This is a genomic window from Mycolicibacterium hodleri, from assembly GCF_025822245.1.
Classification (GTDB): Bacteria; Actinomycetota; Actinomycetes; order Mycobacteriales; family Mycobacteriaceae; genus Mycobacterium; species Mycobacterium hodleri.
In genome coordinates this window covers 21533-38533 of sequence record NZ_JACKTL010000050.1, presented here as the reverse complement: position 1 = coordinate 38533, position 17001 = coordinate 21533, and the positions used below count along the sequence as shown (strand labels likewise).

Here is a 17001-nt window from a genome sequence, read left to right as displayed (position 1 = left end):
AGCACTCGCAATCTTCTGTAGCGTGCATCACATGCCCTATGACGTGATCGTGCGCAACGGATTGTGGTTCGACGGCACCGGCGCCCCGCCGCGCACGAGGAATCTCGGCATTCGCGGCGACGTCGTCGCCTCGGTGTCCGACCAACCGCTCGACGAGACGGGTTGTCCCGACGTGGTCGACGCCGAGGGCAAGTGGGTCCTTCCTGGCTTCATCGACGTGCACACCCACTACGACGCCGAGGTGCTCCTCGACCCCGGCCTGCGCGAGTCCGTCCGGCACGGCGTGACGACCGTCCTGCTCGGCAACTGCTCGTTGTCCGCGGTGTACGCGACCAACGAGGATGCGGCCGACCTGTTCAGCCGGGTCGAAGCCGTACCGCGCGAGTTCGTGCTCGGCGCGTTGAACGACAAGAAGACCTGGACGACTGCGGCCGAATACGTCGACGCCCTCGACGCCCTGCCGCTGGGTCCGAACGTGAGCTCGTTGATCGGGCACTCGGACCTGCGCACCTCGGTGCTCGGCCTCGGCCGCGCCACCGACGACACGACTCGGCCGACGCCGACGGAACTGAACGCCATGACCGCCAAGCTCGCCGAGGCGCTCGACGCGGGCCTGCTCGGCATGTCGGGCATGGACTCGGCAATCGACAAGCTCGACGGCGACCGCTACCGGTCCCGCGGATTGCCGTCGACCTTCGCGACCTGGCGGGAGCGCCGCGCACTCATTGCGGTACTTCGCAAGCGTCGCAGGATGTTACAGAGCGCACCCGACGTGGCGCGCCCGTGGACGGCACTGTTGTTCTTCCTATCCAGCAGCCGGATGTTCGGCCGTCGCGACGGCGTGCGGATGAGCCTGCTGGTCTCCGCCGACTCCAAGGCGGCGCCTGGCGCGGTCGGCGTCTTCGGCAGGGGCACCCGGTTGCTGAATCGGGTACTCGGCGCCAGCGTCCGGTTCCAGCACCTGCCCGTCCCGTTCGAGTTGTACTCCGACGGCATCGACCTGCCGGTGTTCGAGGAGTTCGGTGCCGGGACCGCGGCGCTGCACCTGCGCGACCAGTTGGAGCGCAACGAACTGCTCGCCGACGTCGAGTATCGCCGCGAGTTCCGGCGTGAGTTCGACCGCAAGAAGCTCGGTCCGACGTTGTGGCACCGCGACTTCCACGACGCGGTGATCGTCGAATGCCCGGACCAGACGCTGGTCGGCAAGAGCTTCGGGGCGATCGCCGAGATGCGTGGACTGCATCCGTTGGACGCCTTCCTCGACGTGCTCGTCGAGAACGGGGAGCGCAACGTCCGCTGGACGACCACCGTCGCCAACCATCGTCAGCGCCAGCTCGACAAGCTGGCCGTCGAGCCGACGGTGCACATGGGCTTCTCGGATGCCGGTGCACACCTGCGCAACATGGCGTTCTACAACTACGCCCTGCGGTTGCTCAAGCGCGTGCTCGTCGCCGACCGAGCCGGTCGACCCTTCATGACCCTCGAACACGCCGTACACCGCCTGACCGGCGAGGTCGCCGACTGGTTCGGCCTCGACGCCGGCCGGCTGCGCGAAGGCGACGCCGCCAACTTCGTCGTCGTCGACCCGGCTGGTCTCGACGACGTCGACGGCTACCACGAAGCTCCGGTGTCGTTCTACGGCGGGCTGAGCCGCATGGTCAACCGCAACGACGCCGCCGTCGTGGCCACGGCGGTCAACGGCCAGATCGTCTACCGCAGTGGAGAATTCCAGGAGGGTTATGGTCGGACCGCCAAGTCCGGTCGGTTCCTGCGGGCCGCGGGTGCGGCTCGGCCAACCGTCGCCGCCGCACCCGCCTGACGTGGCAAGGACCCAGCGGGAGCGTCGCGAAGAGACCGTCGCGCGCCTGCTCGACGCGAGCATCGCCACGATCGTCGACGTCGGTTACGCCAGGGCGTCGGCGGCGGTGATCACCGCACGCGCCGGGCTGTCGGGCGGGGCGCTGTTTCGCCACTTCGACACCATGGGCGACTTCATGGCGGCGACGGCCCACGAGGTGATGCGCCGCCAGCTCGACGCATTCGGCAAGCTGGTCGCCGAGATCCCGGCCACCCAACCCCCTCTCGAGGGGGTCCTGCACGCGCTGCGCGACATCACCGGCAACGACACCAACGTGGTGATGTACGAGCTCCTGGTCGCGGCCCGCACCGACGAAAGGCTCAGTGGCACACTGCAGGAGGTGCTGAAGGAGTACAGCTCCCGAATCTTCGACACCGCGCGCACCCTGCCCACGGCCGACCAGTATCCCGAGGGCGCACTCGCCGCCGTCGTGGCATTGCTGACCAACTCCTTCGACGGGGCGGCGATCGTCCGTCGCGTCCTGCCCCAGCCGGAGCTCGAGGCGGGCCGCATCCCGCTGCTGCTGTCGCTGCTCACTGCGAACCACCCGAGGAACGATGACTGAACGCATCCGCCAGTTCGCCAACGACGGCCTGACCTTCGCCGTCACCGACGAGGGACCGGTCGACGGCGACGTCGTCGTGCTGCTGCACGGGTTTCCGCAGACCTCCACGTCGTGGCGCGCGGTGCGCGAACGGCTCCACGCCAGCGGGTACCGGACGTTGGCGTTCGACCAGCGCGGCTACGCCCCGACCGCCCGGCCCCGGGGTCGCCGCGCCTACCGGATGAGCCGGCTGGTCTCCGACGTGGCGGCCCTCGCCGAGGCGACGGGCGCCCCGGTGCACCTGGTGGGGCACGACTGGGGCGCCGCGGTCGCCTGGTCGACGGCGGCCGGTCGCCCCGAGGTGGTCCGCACGCTCACGGCGGTCTCGGTACCGCATCCGAGGGCATTCCTGGGCTCCATGCCGATCAGCAGTCAGATCCTGCGCTCGTACTACATCGGGCTGTTCCAGCTGCCGTGGCTGCCGGAGTTCGCGTGCCGCCGTCCGCGGTTGCTGGCCCGAATGCTGGGCGGCACCGGGATGACGCCGCAGCAGATCGCCACGGTACGAACCGAAGTCGTCGACTCTGGAGCGCTGACCCCGAGCCTGAACTGGTACCGCGCGATGCCGTTCGCGAGCCCCAGGTACGCCAGGAAGGTCGCCGCGCCGACGACCTACGTGTGGACCACCGGCGACACCGCGCTCGGCAGGCGAGGCGCCACGATGTGCGCGCGCTGCGTGTCGGGTCCCTACCGATTCGAGATCGCCGGCGGTTCGCACTGGGTGCCCGAGGAGCAACCGGACCTGCTGGCCGACCTGATCGTCGACCGCGTCTCGAGCTGAGCGTCCCCATGTAAAAGCCTTGTTACGTCCGTGTTGCGGATAGAGTGTGGGCATGGACGACAAGTCGGTCTTCTCGGAGGTCGCGGCGCTGCGCGCCGACACGGCGCGGGCGGTCCTCTCGCCCGCCGCCCTCGAGATTCACGTCCGGGTGGTCGACCACCTCGCCCACACCACCCGGGCGAACTTCGTCTCCGACGAAAGCCTCGACACCCTGGCGCACGGCCGGGTCAGCACGATGGCCGCGATCGAGCTGTCGCTGGCCGGGTGGTGGCGCCGGTTGGACGGTGGCTACGTGATCGCCGACCAGGAACTCGTCGACGCGTTGTCCCACCATCCGTCGCGCCGACGGATCGGCGCGACGTGCCGCCGTCTCTGGCGGTTCCTCAACAGCGAGTCGGTCATCCCGCTGTAGCTCGGGACGGGGCGCTTGGCCTCGCCAATCCGAGATGGTCGCGCAGCGTGGTGCCGGCATACTCGCTGCGGAACCGGTTGCGGCGCTGCAGGATCGGGACGACGTGGTCGACGAACGTGGTCAGCTCGTGCGGGAGCGTCGACCCCATGATGGTGAAGCCGTCCACCGCGCCGGCGTCCTGCCACGTGAGCACGTGCTCGGCAAGTTGCTCCGGGGTACCGACGAAGTGCGTGTGCCCGGCACCGCCGCGGACCCGCTGGGCCACCTCCCGCAACGGCGCATCCGGCTGGGCCCGGGCCGCGGCGTAGAGCTGGTCGGTCCTGGTGGACACGGACGGGTCCCTCCAGAGCGACGCCGGCAAAGGAACGTCGGGGTCGAAGCCGTCGGGATCCAATCCCGCCGTGTAGAGCGCGTTCTGCCACCGAAAGTCACTGCTCGACAGCTCCTCCAACCGCTGCGCACGAGCCTGGGCTTCGGCTTCGGTGCCGCCAAGGGTGACCATCAGTGCGGGCAGCACCAGCACCTGGTCGGGATCGCGGCCCAGGGCCGCGGCCTTGGCGTGCAGATCGGCGCGGAAGGCCACCGCCGCCTCCAACGACGGCGGCCCGGAGAACGCCATGTCGGCGTGACGGGCGGCCAGCTCGACTCCGGCCCCCGATTGGCCGGCCTGGACGAGGACGGGCCGGCCCTGGGGCGAGCGGGGGAACGGCTGGATGCCCTCGACGTCGTAGTAGCGTCCGTGAAAGCGGGGGGCGTGCAGCTTGCTGCGGTCGGCCCAGACCCCGCCCTCCCGGTCGCCGACGATCGCGTCGTCGGCCCAGCTGTCCCACACCCGGGCGGCCACCTCGACGAACTCACTTGCGCGGGCATACCGGTCGGCGTGATCGGGATGGTCGCCCTTGCCAAAGTTGGCTGCGGCCAGTGGCGTGACGGTCGTGACGATGTTCCAGCCGGCCCGTCCACCGCTGAGGTGATCCAGCGTGGCGAACCGGCGAGCCAGCTCCCACGGCTCGTTGTACGTCGTCGACCCCGTGCCGATCAGCCCGATGTGCTCGGTGCTCGCGGCCAGCGCCGACAGCACCGAGATGGGGTCGAACTGGACCTGGGGCAGATGCGTGGCGCGGTAGTCGGCGATGGCGATGTTGTCGGCCAGGAAGATCGAGTCCAGCAGCCCCCGCTCGGCGGTCCGGGCGATGTCGGCGTAGTACGGCAACCCCAGCACGTTCCGGACGTCGTCGTGGGCGAGACGCCAGGCCGATTCGTGATACCCGTTGGGCCAGATGAAGGCGTTGAAGTGCAGCGGTCGTGGGCTCATCAGGCCAACACGCTAGGCGTATGCCGCACCCGAGGGCAAGTTCACGGGTTTGTCGATTCGCTTGCCCAACAGCGCAATCCACGCGTGCAGACCGTCGACGGCGCCACGGGACGCACTCGTCGCCGCGCCGCTCCGGGATTCCAGCAGTTCGACGACGCGCCGACATCTGGCCACTTCGCCGGCCAATTCGGCGGCGGGGACCGCCCACAGCCGGTCCTCCGGCCAACGGCTGTAGAACGCCGCCGACTCGTTCAACAGCACGACGAGCTCGGGGGTGGACCTGCGCAGTAAGCGCCGACCCGTCCGGACGGCGACCCCGGCGGCCAGCAGGGCCACGACGGAGGCGACGGTGAACATCCAGCCACCGACCCCGACCTCGCTCATCGGCACCGACGGTTGCATGGTGGAAGTTTACTTCCAGACCACGACGTCGCACCGCCCTTTGCTCGATCGAGCGCGGTGGCGGGTTCGGTGACCGCCGGCCGACAGGGTAGAAAGCAACCATGGCTGACGCGAACGTGATGAAGATGTTCACCCTCGAGGGCAAGGTTGCCATCGTCACCGGCGCCTCGTCCGGCCTCGGCGTGGCGTTCGCCGAGGCATGCGCTCAGGCCGGTGCCGACGTGGTGCTCGCCGCCCGGCGAGCCGACAAGCTGGGCGCGACAGCCGATCTGGTGTCCGCGGCGGGCAGGCGGGTGCTGACCGTGCAGACCGACGTCACCGACCCGGACCAGTGTCAGGCCATGGTCGACGCCGCCATGGCCGAGTTCGGCCACGTCGACGTGCTGGTCAACAACGCCGGGATCGGCACCGCGGTGCCGGCCACTCGCGAGACGCCCGAGGAGTTCCGCGCGGTCGTCGACGTCAACCTGCACGGGTCGTACTGGGCGGCGCAGGCGTGCGCCAAGGTCATGCAGCCGGGCAGTTCGATCGTCAACATCTCCAGCATCCTTGGTCTGACGACCGCCGGGCTCCCGCAGGCCGCCTACAGCGCCAGCAAGGCGGCAATCGTCGGCTTGACCCGAGACCTGGCTCAGCAGTGGGGATCTCGCAAGGGCATCCGGGTCAACGCCATCGCGCCCGGGTTCTTCAAGTCGGAGATGACCGACCAGTACAAGCCCGACTACCTCGAGTCGTTGAGCGAGCGGTTCGTGCTGCCGCGGATGGGCGATCCCGCCGAGCTGGCCGCGACGCTGGTGTGGCTGGCCTCACCGGCCGCCGGCTACGTCACCGGGCAGACCATCGCCGTCGACGGCGGGGTGACGATCACCTAGGGCCGAGATTACCTCCCTAGGGGTGTACCGAGGCAGCCCTAGGGAGGGTGGACTGGTGTCAGCGTCGGGCACTCGCTCGACCTCCCGGAGCAAGCGCCCCACGGGGTGCCAATCGGAAAGGCTCACACCATGCTCGGACTCATCGTCAGCATCATCGTCGTCGGACTCATCGCCGGAGCGGTCGCCCGACTGCTCATCCCCGGCAAGCAGAGCATGTCCGTCGTCATGACCATCGCTCTCGGCATCGTCGGCTCGTTCGTCGGCGGCTTCCTCGGCTACCTGCTGTTCGGCAAGGACGCCGCCCACGGCTTCCTGCAGCCGTCGGGCATCATCGGCTCGATCATCGGCTCGATCATCGTGATCCTGATCTGGAGCCGGGTCGGCGGCCGCAGCACCACCCGCACCCGGTAATCCCCACGACGCGACGATCGACCCCGGCAGCGTCGCCGGGGCCGATCGTCGTCGTCGGTGTGGCTAAGCCGCCACCTTGTCCTTCTGCATCTCGCGCAGTGCCGTCCGCAGGCCTCGTCGGCGGCCGGTCTCCGGATCGATGCCGAAGGTGTCGCGCATGCCGCCACGGATCCGGAACTTCAACTCGGAGTTGGTCTCCGGCGCGTCGTCGGGTGTGCCCTTCAAGAACCTGTTGGGCAGTGCGAGCTTCAGGATCGTCCAGAACGACTGGCCGTACTGCCGCAGCAGCGGGCCGGTCGTGTACGGCAGGTCGTACTTGTCGCACAGGGCCTGAACGCGTTCGGAGATCTCGGCGTACCGGTTGCTTGGCAGATCGGGGAACATGTGGTGCTCGATCTGGTAGCAGAGGTTGCCGCTCATGAAGGCCATCACCGGACCGGCCTTGAAGTTCGCCGACCCGAGCATCTGGCGCAGGTACCACTCGGCCTGCGTCTCGTTCTCGAACTCCTCCTGCGTGAACTTCTCTGCGCCGTCGGGGAAGTGGCCGCAGAAGATCACCATGTAGGACCAGTAGTTGCGGATCAGGTTCGCCACCGCGTTGGCGCCAAGCGTGTGCTTCCACGCCGGCCCGGTGAGCGCCGGGAACACCACGTAGTCCTTGCCGACCTGCTTGCCGACCTTCTTGCCGATGATCTTGAGGTCCTTGCGCACCTCGGCCATCGACTTCTCGCCCTTGCGCCACTTGGTGGTCTCCACCCCGTGCAGGGCCACGCCCCACTCGAAGAGCGTGCCGAGCAAAATGTTGTAGATCGGGTTGCCGATCATCCACTTCTCCCAGCGCTGGTCGCGCGTGAGACGCATGATGCCGTAACCGATGTCGTCGTCCAGGCCCACGATGTTGGTGTACTTGTGGTGGATGAAGTTGTGCGACTTCTTCCAGTGCTGGGTGGGCGAGGTGGTGTCCCACTCCCATTCGGTGGAGTGAATCTCCGGGTCGTTCATCCAATCCCACTGGCCGTGGGTGATGTTGTGGCCCAACTCCATGTTCTCGATGATCTTCGCGGTGGCGAGAGCAGCGGTGCCCGCGGTCCAGGCGAGCTTGTCGCGGCTGGCGAACAACGCGATTCGCCCGAAGGCGGCCAATCCTCGCTGCAGCTGGATGGTCTTTCGGATGTACTGTGCGTCGCGCGCGCCCCGAGATTCCTCGATGTCGGCCCTGATCGCGTCGAGCTCGCGTCCGAGTTCCTCGACGTCCTCGGGCGTCAGGTGGGCGTATTCCTTGATGTCACTGATGGCCATGTCGACTCCTAGATGTTGAGGGTGCAGTCACCGGATGCCGCGGAGATGCAGGTCTGGATGCGATCGCCCTCCCCGTGTTCGTTGCCCGATCGAAAGTCACGCACGTGGCCGGATTCCAATGGCAGCACGCAGGTTTGGCAGATGCCCATGCGGCACCCGAACGGCATTTGGATGCCGAGCTTTTCGCCGGCCTCCAAGAGGGAGGTGGCGCCGTCCACCTCGATCGTCTTGTCGGAGATCGCGAAGGTGACCGTGCCGCCCTCGCCTCCCTTGTCGGTGCGGGCGATGACGAAGCGCTCCATGTGCAGGCGGTCCTCCGGCACACCGGCGTCGGCCCACACCTTCTCGAGCGTGTCGAGCATCGCGGGCGGCCCGCACGCCCAGGTCGGTCTGTCCTTCCAGTCCGGTACCAACCGGTCGAGCTCCGCCTCGAAGTCCAGATGACCCATCTCCCCGGTCAGCTGAAGAAGCAGCTCGTAGGTCGACGGCCCGCGGTCGAGTTCCTGCAGTTCGTCGCGGAAGATGACGTCCTTGGCCGACGGCGCCGAATGAATGTGGACGACGTCGGAGGTCTGCCCACGCTGAGCCATCGACCGCAGCATCGCCATCACGGGGGTGATTCCGCTGCCTGCGGTCACCAACAACAACTTTGCAGGCGGCGGATCCGGCAGGGCGAAGTCACCCTTGGGTGACGCCAAGCGAACGATCGTTCCGGACTCCACACCGTTCACCAAGTGGGTTGACAGGAAACCCTCGGGCGTGGCCTTGACCGTGATCGAGATGAGCTTCTTGTCGCGGACCGGAACCGACGTCAGCGAGTAGGACCGCCAGTGCCACTTGCCGTCGATGCTCAATCCGATTCCGACGTACTGACCGGGTTGGTACTCACCGGAGAAACCCCACCCCGGCCGGATGGTCACGGTCGCGGTGTCTTCGGTCTCCTTCTGCACGTCAACGACCTCGCCGCGGAGTTCACGCGCCGACCACAGTGGATTGAGCAGCGTCAGGTAGTCGTCCGGCAGCAGCGGTGTCGTCGCCCGGGCCGCGAGGCCGCGGAGCAGGTTCGTCGGCGACCCGGTGCCCGCCTCCACGTTGCGGGCGGGCTTCTCGGTCCAGCGGACCAGGTCGCGCAAGTTCAGAGCCATGGTGCACCTCGGGATCCGTCGATGGAACAGCGGCGCTCAGTTGGTGAACACCTGTACACCCAATACCCACCGGTAACCAAAGTCAACCCGACTGCGGCGAACTTCGGGCCTATTTGCCCGAATCCGTAATGGTCGGCGGATTCACGACCTCGACCTCGAGGTCGACGCCGGTGTCGTGCTTCGTCGACCGCATGAAGTCGTCGATGATGTCGGCGACCTCGTTGGGAGCCTCGACGTGCGCGAAGTGCCCGACGCCGGGCAACACCTCCAGTCGACCGCCGGGCCGCGCCGCCATCGCCGCGTGGCCGTGCTCGACGGGAATGATCTGGTCGTCCTCACCCCAGATGGCCAGCGTCGGCAACTCGGCGCGCACGTGCAAGCGGTTGAGCGCGCTCACCGCCTGGCCGCGGTAGTCGACCACCGACCGCAGAGTGCGCAGGAAGGCGTCCCGGGTCGGGCGGTCGGAGAACGACGAATAGGCCCGCCAGATCTCGCTCGCGCGCGGATTACGCATGCCCGACGCGGTGAACCACGAGCCAATCTTGTTGCCCGCCTTGAGAACTGGTGACGGCGCGATGACGGGCAGCACGAACTCGGCGCCCGGCGCGGACAGCAGCCGCAGGATCAGGCCGACGTCGGAGCCCAGACCGCCACTGCTGATCAGGATCAGGCGCTCGCAGTAGTCCGGGTGTTGGTAGAGGAACTGCATCGCCACTCCGCCGCCGAGGGAGTGCCCCACGATCGTCGCCTGGGCGATGCCCAGCTCGTCGAGCAGGTCGCGCAGCGACACGGCGAACGCGCCGAGTGAGTAGTCGCCGCGGGGCTTGACCGTCTGGCCGTGGCCCAGCAGATCGGGCGCCACCACGCGGTAGTTCTTGGCCAGGCGCGGAATCAACTCGCGCCAGGCGTCCGAACTACCCGCCATGCCGTGGATCAGGAGCAGGACCTCGCCGCTGCCCTCGTCTCGATAGGCAACCCGGTCACCGTGCAGGTTGAGGAACTTCACGTCGTTCATGGTCGATCTCTCCGCTTCGGTTCGATCATCAAGTGAGCGCCACTACTCGCCAGTAACTTCGAGCATGGCCGATCGAACCGGAACCGTCAACGCACGGTCTAGCGGGCTCTTTTCGCCAACCGCTCCGGATCGAGGATCAACACACTCTTGCCCTCCACGCGGATCCAGCCGCGCTGGCTGAAGTCGGCGAGCGCCTTGTTGACCGTCTCGCGCGACGCGCCGACCAGCTGGGCGATCTCCTCCTGCGTCAGATCGTGGGTGACGCGCAGCGCGTTGCCCTCCTGCGCCCCGAAGCGTTGCACCAGCTGCAGCAGCTGCTTGGCGACGCGCCCGGGCACGTCCGTGAAGATGAGGTCGCCGAGGTTGTTGTTGGTGCGACGCAGACGGCGGGCGAGCACGCGCAGCAGCTGCTCGGCGATCTCGGGGCGGCCCGCGATCCAGGTGCGCAGCGCCTCGCGATCCATCGAGACCGCACGCACCTGCGTGACCGTGGTGACGCTGGAGGTCCGCGGACCGGGATCGAAGATCGCCAGCTCCCCGAACATGTCGGACGGGCCGAGGATGGTGAGCAGATTCTCGCGGCCGTCCGGAGCGCTGCGAACGATCTTCACCTTGCCCGAGACGATGATGTACAGCCGGTCACCGGGCTCGCCCTCGACGAAGATCGTGTGCCCTCGCGGGAAGTCAACGGGGTGAAGCTGACTCGCGAGGGCGGCGACCGCGCCGGGTTCGACACCCTGGACGATTCCGGAACGGGCGAGGATGTCCTCGACGTTGCCGGGATCGACGGACGACTTCATGCCGGCCTCGGGCGACGGGGGTTGCATCTCTCGGTGTGCGCGCACATGCCTGTGAGCGTGGCGGTGACGACCGGGTTTGTAAAGCACCTAGAGCCATGTCGACCCGCCGAGTGGCCACCTACTGCACGCAGTCGACGGGGAAGCGTTCGGCAAGTGGCCACTCGCGCGGGTGTCAGACGTCGGTGGTGACGTAGCGGGTCTTGACCGGCGGCGCGGCCAGCAGCGGCGGCAGATCGGTGATCTTGCCGTCACCCGCGCGGAAGGCGCGATAGGCCTCGTCGTCGGCGACGGTCTCCCAGACCTCGTAGATGATCCAGTGCGCCTCGTCGGTTTCGTCGACGAGGACGTCGATGACCTGGGCGCCCGCGAAGCTGCGGGTCTTGGCGAGCTCGCGGGTGAACACCTCGCGCGCCTCGGCTACTGATTCGGGCTTGAATCGCAGCTCGAGCATGACGGTGACGGACATTGACGATCTCCTGACTAGAGGACCAGCTCGATGGTGACGTCGCCACCCGACGGGTCGGCATCGGACACCAGTGACCATGGTGCCCGATAGATCCGCCCCGGCGCGGCCGGCCATGGTGTTCGCGTCGCCCCGATCGTGCGACCGCCCTGGACGGCCCGCAGCCGCGGGGTGCGGTGGTACTCGTCGACCCAGAACAACAGGTCCCCGCGCGGGGCCACCCCGCCGCCCGGGGTGACGAGTTGCGGTGTGACCCAACGCAACGGCGCCCGGCTTCGGATGCGGATACCCGTCCGCTCCGCGCGTCTCCCGGCGAGCCAGTCCCGAACCCGGGGCGCCACGTGGCGGCCGTCGAGGGCAGCTGCGTCGGCGGTGTCGACCGGGTGCACCAGGTTTCCCACCGCGAACACTCCCGGCGTGCTGGTCCGCAGGCTCGCGTCGACGACGGGTCCGCGCGTGGCGGAGTCCATCGCGAGACCTGCGGTGCGGGCGAGCTCGTGGTCGGGGATCCAGTCGCCGGTGGTGACGACGGTGTCGCAGTCGACCGTCGAGCGCGCGCCGGTGTCGACGTTCTCCACGGTCACCGACCGGACCCGGCGCTTGCCGTCGATGCTCACCACGCGGCTGCGCGTCAGGACCGGGCCGCGCAGAAGCGCACGGCCGGGAATCCGGAAGGCCGCGTAGGACTCCGAATGCGGGTGGGCGCTGACCATTGCGACCGTCGCACAACCGGATTCGCGCAGGGTCAGCACCGCCGACCAGCTGACCAGTTCGGCGCCGACGACGACGGCGCGGCTGCCCACCGCCGCGTGCTGAACGTGGACGAGGTTCTGCAGCTGCCCGGTGGTGTAGATCCCGTCGGGCCGGTCGCCGGGGATCATCCTGGCTGGACGGGGTCGTTCCCTGGCGCCGGTGGCCAGGACGACGGCGTCGGCCTCGACGATCCGGCGACCGCGCGGCGAGGTGACCTCGAGGGTGCGCTCGCCACCCCACCCGGTGACCATGGCCTCGGTCTCCAGCCGCACACCGGCGTCGCGCGCGGTGGCCGTCAGTCGGCGGGCGTAGGTCGGGCCCGAGACGAAACGCTTGAGATCCCGCATCCCGTAGCCGAGATGGTCGCTGTGCCTGGGGATTCCGCCGGTATGAGCCTCGCGTTCGAGCACCAGCACCTCGCCGTCGACCATCGGGGCCAGGGCCGCGGCCGCGGTCAGACCGGACGGCCCGCCGCCGACGACGGCGACCGCCACCCTCACAGCGCGGCCTCGAGCAGCGCCTGGGTGTGCGCGCCGCAGTAGAAGCCCTGGCAGCGTCCGTTCATCACCCGCGTGCGGCGGCGGAGGCCGTCGAGGTCACGTGGAGGGATGGTCGAGTCGAACGCGTCGCGGATCTCACCGGCGGTGACCCGTTCGCAGAAGCACACGATGCGGCCGTACTCCTGGTCGGCGGCGATCCGGTCGGCGTCCTGGTACGGCCGGGTGCTCGCCTCGCCGATGTTCGGCATCCGGGGCGCGGGCGGCAGCGCCTCGCGCGGCGTCAGGTCCAGGTCGGTGTCGGCCAAGAGGTCCAGAAGGTGTTCTGCCACGGCCATTCCCGCGGTCAGTCCCGTCGAGCGGATGCCACCGACCAGGACGTACCGCTGGTCGTGGTCGACGTCGACCAGGTAGTCGTCGTGGTCGATCGCGGCCCGCAGGCCCGCGTAGGCCGCGGTGACCTCCTCGTCGAACAGGGTCGGCATCAGCGCGCGGCCCTTGCTCAGCAGGAATTCGAAGCCCTCCTCGGAGGTGCCGGTGGCGGTGCGGTCGGTCAGATTCTCCGACGTCGGCCCCACCATGACGTTGCCGTAGATGGTGGGGCTGACGAGCACGCCCTTGCCGCGCGACGAGGGCACGGCCAGCACGATGCACGGCACCATCGGTCGGGTGAGCTTGTCGAACACCAGAAGTTCACCGCGCCGCGGGGTGACCGTGAAGCGGTCGTAGCCAAACCGTCCGTCGAGCTGGTCGGCGCCGAGCCCCGCGGCGTTGACCACCCACCGCGCGTGGATCTCTCCGCGAGAGGTGACGACGGTGCTGTGCCCGTCGTGGCGGACGACGTCGGTGACCGTCGTGCCCCGGCGCAGTTCGACGCCGCGCCGCACGGCCTCGGTCGCCAGCGCCAGGTTGGTGGTCCAGCTGCAGATGATCGACTCACCGGGCACGGTGAGGCCGGCCAGGGCGCCGGGGCCGAGGTCGGGCACGCGACGGTAGACCTCGTCGCCCGCGACGATCTCGCAGGCGTGGTAGCCGTTGCGTTCGGCCTTGTCCTTCAGCTTCGGCAGGGCGTCGCGTTCCTCGTCGGTCCACGCCACCAGCAAGGCGCCGGTGCGTTCGACGGGGATGCCCACCCGCTCGGCGTACTCGCCGAGCAGGTCGTAGCCGCGGGCGACCAGGCGCGACTCCAACGTTCCCGGCGTGGCGTCGAAGCCGGTGTGCAGCAACGCGGTGTTGGCCTTGCTGGTGCCGTCGCCCACGTCGTCGCGTCCGTCGACGAGCGTCACCCTCAGCCCGGTGGCGCCGAGGTCGCGGGCGATGGCACTGCCGACGATGCCGGCTCCGACGACGACGACGTCGCGAGTGCCGTTGGGGGTGTTCATGATTGATCCTCACTCGGGGTACGAACGGCGTCGGCGGCCTGCCGCCAGCGGGCCAGGTACTCGGCGGCGCGCTCGTCTGACCACAGGGGCTCGTAGGTGTGTTCCGGCGTCCACGTGCCGACGACGTCGGCCGGTCTCAGCGCCGGGTCGAGCGCCAGCCGCGCACACGCCGCGGCGCCCAGCGGGGTGGCGTGCGCGGACGGGTAGACCTCGACGGGGATCCGGGCGAGGTCGGCTTGGGCCTGCATCAGCGCCGCGGAGCGCGTCAGCCCGCCGTCGACCCGCAGCCGCGTCAACGGTCGCCCCATGTCCTGGGCGACCAGCTCGGCGAGACATGCGACCTGCGCGGCGACGCCCTCGAGCAGTGCCCGGACCAGGTGACCCCGGCCGCTGCTGAGCCTCATCCCGGTGAAGGACGCTCCTGCCTGGGCGTCCCACCACGGTGCGGCCAGACCGGCCAGGGCGGGCACGCAGAGGACACCGGCGGAGTCGCTCGCCGACACCGCGTCGAGCTGGTCGGCGGCCGGAATCAGACCGAGGTCGACGGCCCACCGCACCGCCGAAGCCGCGGTGTACACCTGTCCGTCGGCGCAGTAGGACGTCCGGTCGCGCAGCGTCCAGGCAACCGAGGTGGTGAGCCCCGCCGTCGACCGGACCGCGTCGTCGCCGAGCTGGGCGAGCAGGAACGCACCGGTGCCGTACGTGCACTTGGCCGCCCCGGGCTCCAGGCAGGCTTCGGCGAGCAGGGCCGCCTGCTGGTCGACGACGAGGCCGGCGACGGGTATCGGGGTGTCACCGAATGCCGTTGTCTCACCGACGATCTGATCACAGGCGACGATCTCGGGCAGTGGCTCGTCGGCCAGGCCGAAGACGTCCAGCAGCCCGCGGCTCCACGTCGCCGAGTCCAGGTCGAGCAGAAGCGACCGGCTGGCAGTCGAGGCGTCGGTGACGAAGGCGCCGCAGAGCCGGTGCACCAGCCAGGTGTCGGTGGTCGTGACGACGCCGGCGCGGGTCAGGTTGGCCCGGATCCACGCCATCTTCGGCGCGGAGAAGTACGGGTCAAGCACCAGACCGGTCTGCCGGGCGACGTCGTCGGCCGTGGCGGCGAGGGCCGCGCAGACGGTCTCCGCCCTGCGGTCCTGCCAGACGATCGCGGGGGTCAGCGGACGGCCGGTCGTGCGGTCCCAGGCGAGCACGGTCTCACCCTGGTTGGCCAGCGCCACCGCGGCGACGGGCACCCCCGCCTCGGCCAGGGCACGTCGTCCCGCGTCGACCACCGAGTCCCAGAGGGCCTCGGGGTCCTGCTCGACCCCTCCCCCCGGCAGATACCGGGGGCGTAGCGCGACCTCCGCGATCGACACCACCCGACCGGCGTCGTCGACGACGATCGCCTTGGTGCCCGAGGTCCCCTGGTCGACGGCCAACACGTGGCTCATGGGTGGTGTGCGCCCGCCTCGTGGTCGAGGACCGCGTCGATCGAGTGCTGATCGGGCATGGCCAGGCCGTCCCGCCCGCGGCGGGCGAGCAGATAGCCGAGGTACACCGCACCGATCACGACCATCACGATGACATAGAGCCAGGCGTCCTTGAAGCTGGCGTCGCGGAAGAGCGCGAGTTCGAAGACCAGCCAGACCACGGCGACGACCAGAATCGGCTTCTCCCAGGCGCCCAGGTCGAACTTGCCGTTGACGGGCAGATTCTTGCGCTTGACCAGATACAGCACCACCGTCGCGGCGTAGATGATCGCGGGCAGCAGCGTGGCGGCGCCGAACAGCGTGAACAGGGCGTCTTCGGACTGCGAGAAGATGGCCAGAATCAGCTCGGCGAGCAGGACGAACAGCACCGTCGCCTTGAACGGCGTGTGGAACCGCGGCGATATGTGACTCCACTGCTGCCAGCCGGGGAAGCGCTCGTCGCGAGACATGGCCCACGTCAAGCGAACTCCCGTCATCATGATGACCAGCCCGCACGCGAAGATGGCGATGACGACCATGAGCAGAAGCAGGGTGCTGACCACCGACCCGAGGGTGTCGTGGATGACGTCGGCGATCGGGGTTCCGGACTCGGCGAGGGCGACGGGATCTCCCGCGGCCAGCGTCACGGCGACGAGGAACACGAAACCCAGTACGCCGGAGGCGATGACGGCCTGACACATGGCCCGCGGCACCACGCGCTCCGGGTCGTTGGTCTCCTCGGCGAGGTTGGCAGCGGACTCGAACCCGACGATCGTGAAGGCGCCGAGCAGGAAGCCCAGCATCCACGGGCCGGCTGACGTCCAGTCGCCAAAGCTCCAGAACCCCTCTGGCGCAACGGCTCCCTTGCTGAACAGATTGGCGCCATCCATGTCGCCGCGGACGGCCGCGACCACCAGCAGCAGCACCGTCAGCGTGACCATGCCGACGAGTTCGAGGGACACCGCGCCGTTGTTCACGCGCTCGGTCCACTTGGTGGACAACGCCAGCAGCACCGCTTGCAGCAGGAGCACCAGCGCGGTCACGCCCCAGGTGACGGCCGCCGTGCCCTCGTAGTTCAGCAGCACCGGAAGCACGGTCGAGGCGATCGTGTAGTCGACCGCGACGACGACGATGGCCAGGAAGGTGAAGGAGATCCATCCGATGATCCAGCCCAGGATCGGGTTGGCCAGCCGCGACATCCATTGGTACGCATAGCCGGTCACGGGCATCCGCGAGGCGATGGTGCCCAGGACGAAGGCCACGGCGAGCTGGCCCACGACCGCGATGGGCCACGTCCAGATTCCGACGGGACCCGAGGAGTTCAGCACCGCGCCGTAGGTGGTGAAGATGCCCGTCGCGATGGAGACGAAGGCGAACGCCACCGCGAAGGACGTGAACTTCCCGGTGTGGCGCTCCATCGACTGCTTGTAACCGAACTGCGCCAGTTCGGCCTCGTCACCCCCGCCTCGGGGGACTGGCTTCGGATCGCTCATGGGGGCTCCTCCAAGATGGTATAGACCATGCGGTTGAACCAAAGT

General features: G+C 68.8%; 17 protein-coding genes. 6 read left to right on the top strand and 11 right to left on the bottom strand.

Translation table 11 applies throughout. The annotated features are described in order from the left end of the window. Nucleotides 1-31: 31 nt before the first annotated feature. From H7J06_RS21070 to H7J06_RS21055, 4 genes are read left to right on the top strand one after another with little or no spacing between them, the layout of a single operon-like run. Nucleotides 32-1819 (top strand): N-acyl-D-amino-acid deacylase family protein, encoded by a 1788-nt coding sequence (locus tag H7J06_RS21070; RefSeq protein ID WP_264041040.1) that lies wholly within the window; start codon nucleotides 32-34, stop codon nucleotides 1817-1819. Between the two features lies 1 nt (nucleotide 1820). Continuing rightward, nucleotides 1821-2423: a TetR family transcriptional regulator gene (locus H7J06_RS21065; RefSeq protein ID WP_264041038.1), complete on the top strand. Its 603-nt coding sequence runs from the start codon at nucleotides 1821-1823 to the stop codon at nucleotides 2421-2423. Then, on the top strand, nucleotides 2416-3243 hold the full coding sequence (locus H7J06_RS21060; protein ID WP_264041037.1) for an alpha/beta fold hydrolase: 828 nt from the start codon (nucleotides 2416-2418) through the stop codon (nucleotides 3241-3243). Before H7J06_RS21065 ends, H7J06_RS21060 begins: the two co-directional genes overlap by 8 nt. 52 nt (nucleotides 3244-3295) lie before the next feature. Continuing rightward, nucleotides 3296-3655, top strand: a complete 360-nt coding sequence (locus H7J06_RS21055) for a hypothetical protein (protein ID WP_264041034.1) — start codon at nucleotides 3296-3298, stop codon at nucleotides 3653-3655. Here H7J06_RS21055 and H7J06_RS21050 read toward each other — a convergent pair. Both H7J06_RS21050 and H7J06_RS21045 read right to left on the bottom strand, forming a co-directional pair. Next, nucleotides 3642-4970, bottom strand: a complete 1329-nt coding sequence (locus H7J06_RS21050; RefSeq protein WP_264041033.1) for an NtaA/DmoA family FMN-dependent monooxygenase — start codon at nucleotides 4968-4970, stop codon at nucleotides 3642-3644. The genes H7J06_RS21055 and H7J06_RS21050 overlap by 14 nt on opposite strands. Before the next feature lie 12 nt (nucleotides 4971-4982). Next, complete coding sequence (locus H7J06_RS21045) at nucleotides 4983-5372, bottom strand: hypothetical protein (protein ID WP_264041032.1); 390 nt, start codon at nucleotides 5370-5372, stop codon at nucleotides 4983-4985. A 101-nt stretch (nucleotides 5373-5473) separates the two neighbouring features. Here H7J06_RS21045 and H7J06_RS21040 point away from each other — a divergent pair, with 101 nt between their 5' ends. After that, on the top strand, nucleotides 5474-6244 hold the full coding sequence (locus H7J06_RS21040; RefSeq protein WP_264041031.1) for an SDR family NAD(P)-dependent oxidoreductase: 771 nt from the start codon (nucleotides 5474-5476) through the stop codon (nucleotides 6242-6244). 129 nt (nucleotides 6245-6373) lie between these two features. Next, complete coding sequence (locus H7J06_RS21035; RefSeq protein WP_264041030.1) at nucleotides 6374-6655, top strand: GlsB/YeaQ/YmgE family stress response membrane protein; 282 nt, start codon at nucleotides 6374-6376, stop codon at nucleotides 6653-6655. A gap of 63 nt (nucleotides 6656-6718) precedes the next feature. Here the strand turns inward: H7J06_RS21035 and H7J06_RS21030 are convergent, their stop codons facing one another. The 9 genes from H7J06_RS21030 to H7J06_RS20990 form a co-directional block, all read right to left on the bottom strand. Then, nucleotides 6719-7954 (bottom strand): fatty acid desaturase family protein, encoded by a 1236-nt coding sequence (locus H7J06_RS21030; protein ID WP_264041029.1) that lies wholly within the window; start codon nucleotides 7952-7954, stop codon nucleotides 6719-6721. Between the two features lie 8 nt (nucleotides 7955-7962). After that, complete coding sequence (locus H7J06_RS21025; protein ID WP_264041027.1) at nucleotides 7963-9099, bottom strand: ferredoxin reductase; 1137 nt, start codon at nucleotides 9097-9099, stop codon at nucleotides 7963-7965. Nucleotides 9100-9208: 109 nt separating this feature from the next. Beyond that, nucleotides 9209-10114, bottom strand: a complete 906-nt coding sequence (locus H7J06_RS21020; protein ID WP_264041025.1) for an alpha/beta fold hydrolase — start codon at nucleotides 10112-10114, stop codon at nucleotides 9209-9211. A gap of 98 nt (nucleotides 10115-10212) precedes the next feature. Further along, nucleotides 10213-10914, bottom strand: a complete 702-nt coding sequence (locus H7J06_RS21015) for a Crp/Fnr family transcriptional regulator (RefSeq protein WP_264041024.1) — start codon at nucleotides 10912-10914, stop codon at nucleotides 10213-10215. Nucleotides 10915-11086: 172 nt separating this feature from the next. After that, nucleotides 11087-11380: a putative quinol monooxygenase gene (locus H7J06_RS21010; RefSeq protein ID WP_264041023.1), complete on the bottom strand. Its 294-nt coding sequence runs from the start codon at nucleotides 11378-11380 to the stop codon at nucleotides 11087-11089. 14 nt (nucleotides 11381-11394) lie between these two features. Beyond that, nucleotides 11395-12630: an NAD(P)/FAD-dependent oxidoreductase gene (locus H7J06_RS21005; RefSeq protein ID WP_264041022.1), complete on the bottom strand. Its 1236-nt coding sequence runs from the start codon at nucleotides 12628-12630 to the stop codon at nucleotides 11395-11397. Then, a complete protein-coding gene (locus tag H7J06_RS21000; protein WP_264041021.1) occupies nucleotides 12627-14009 on the bottom strand; it encodes an NAD(P)/FAD-dependent oxidoreductase in 1383 nt (460 codons plus the stop codon). The genes H7J06_RS21005 and H7J06_RS21000 overlap by 4 nt, the downstream gene beginning before the upstream one ends. Then, nucleotides 14006-15445, bottom strand: a complete 1440-nt coding sequence (locus H7J06_RS20995; RefSeq protein WP_264041020.1) for an FGGY family carbohydrate kinase — start codon at nucleotides 15443-15445, stop codon at nucleotides 14006-14008. Before H7J06_RS20995 ends, H7J06_RS21000 begins: the two co-directional genes overlap by 4 nt. After that, a complete protein-coding gene (locus H7J06_RS20990; RefSeq protein ID WP_264041019.1) occupies nucleotides 15442-16956 on the bottom strand; it encodes an amino acid permease in 1515 nt (504 codons plus the stop codon). Before H7J06_RS20990 ends, H7J06_RS20995 begins: the two co-directional genes overlap by 4 nt. Between the last annotated feature and the right edge of the window lie 45 nt (nucleotides 16957-17001).

Excerpts from the sequence above, each read along its gene's own strand:
- H7J06_RS20995 (WP_264041020.1), bottom strand. The coding sequence starts at position 15,445 with ATGAGCCACGTGTTGGCCGTCGACCAGGGGACCTCGGGCACCAAGGCG.
- H7J06_RS21050 (WP_264041033.1), bottom strand. The coding sequence starts at position 4,970 with ATGAGCCCACGACCGCTGCACTTCAACGCCTTCATCTGGCCCAACGGG.
- H7J06_RS21070 (WP_264041040.1), top strand. The coding sequence starts at position 32 with ATGCCCTATGACGTGATCGTGCGCAACGGATTGTGGTTCGACGGCACC.
- H7J06_RS21010 (WP_264041023.1), bottom strand. The coding sequence starts at position 11,380 with ATGTCCGTCACCGTCATGCTCGAGCTGCGATTCAAGCCCGAATCAGTA.
- H7J06_RS21040 (WP_264041031.1), top strand. The coding sequence starts at position 5,474 with ATGGCTGACGCGAACGTGATGAAGATGTTCACCCTCGAGGGCAAGGTT.
- H7J06_RS21060 (WP_264041037.1), top strand. The coding sequence starts at position 2,416 with ATGACTGAACGCATCCGCCAGTTCGCCAACGACGGCCTGACCTTCGCC.
- H7J06_RS21035 (WP_264041030.1), top strand. The coding sequence starts at position 6,374 with ATGCTCGGACTCATCGTCAGCATCATCGTCGTCGGACTCATCGCCGGA.
- H7J06_RS21015 (WP_264041024.1), bottom strand. The coding sequence starts at position 10,914 with ATGAAGTCGTCCGTCGATCCCGGCAACGTCGAGGACATCCTCGCCCGT.
- H7J06_RS21055 (WP_264041034.1), top strand. The coding sequence starts at position 3,296 with ATGGACGACAAGTCGGTCTTCTCGGAGGTCGCGGCGCTGCGCGCCGAC.
- H7J06_RS21020 (WP_264041025.1), bottom strand. The coding sequence starts at position 10,114 with ATGAACGACGTGAAGTTCCTCAACCTGCACGGTGACCGGGTTGCCTAT.
- H7J06_RS21030 (WP_264041029.1), bottom strand. The coding sequence starts at position 7,954 with ATGGCCATCAGTGACATCAAGGAATACGCCCACCTGACGCCCGAGGAC.
- H7J06_RS21045 (WP_264041032.1), bottom strand. The coding sequence starts at position 5,372 with ATGCAACCGTCGGTGCCGATGAGCGAGGTCGGGGTCGGTGGCTGGATG.
- H7J06_RS20990 (WP_264041019.1), bottom strand. The coding sequence starts at position 16,956 with ATGAGCGATCCGAAGCCAGTCCCCCGAGGCGGGGGTGACGAGGCCGAA.
- H7J06_RS21000 (WP_264041021.1), bottom strand. The coding sequence starts at position 14,009 with ATGAACACCCCCAACGGCACTCGCGACGTCGTCGTCGTCGGAGCCGGC.
- H7J06_RS21025 (WP_264041027.1), bottom strand. The coding sequence starts at position 9,099 with ATGGCTCTGAACTTGCGCGACCTGGTCCGCTGGACCGAGAAGCCCGCC.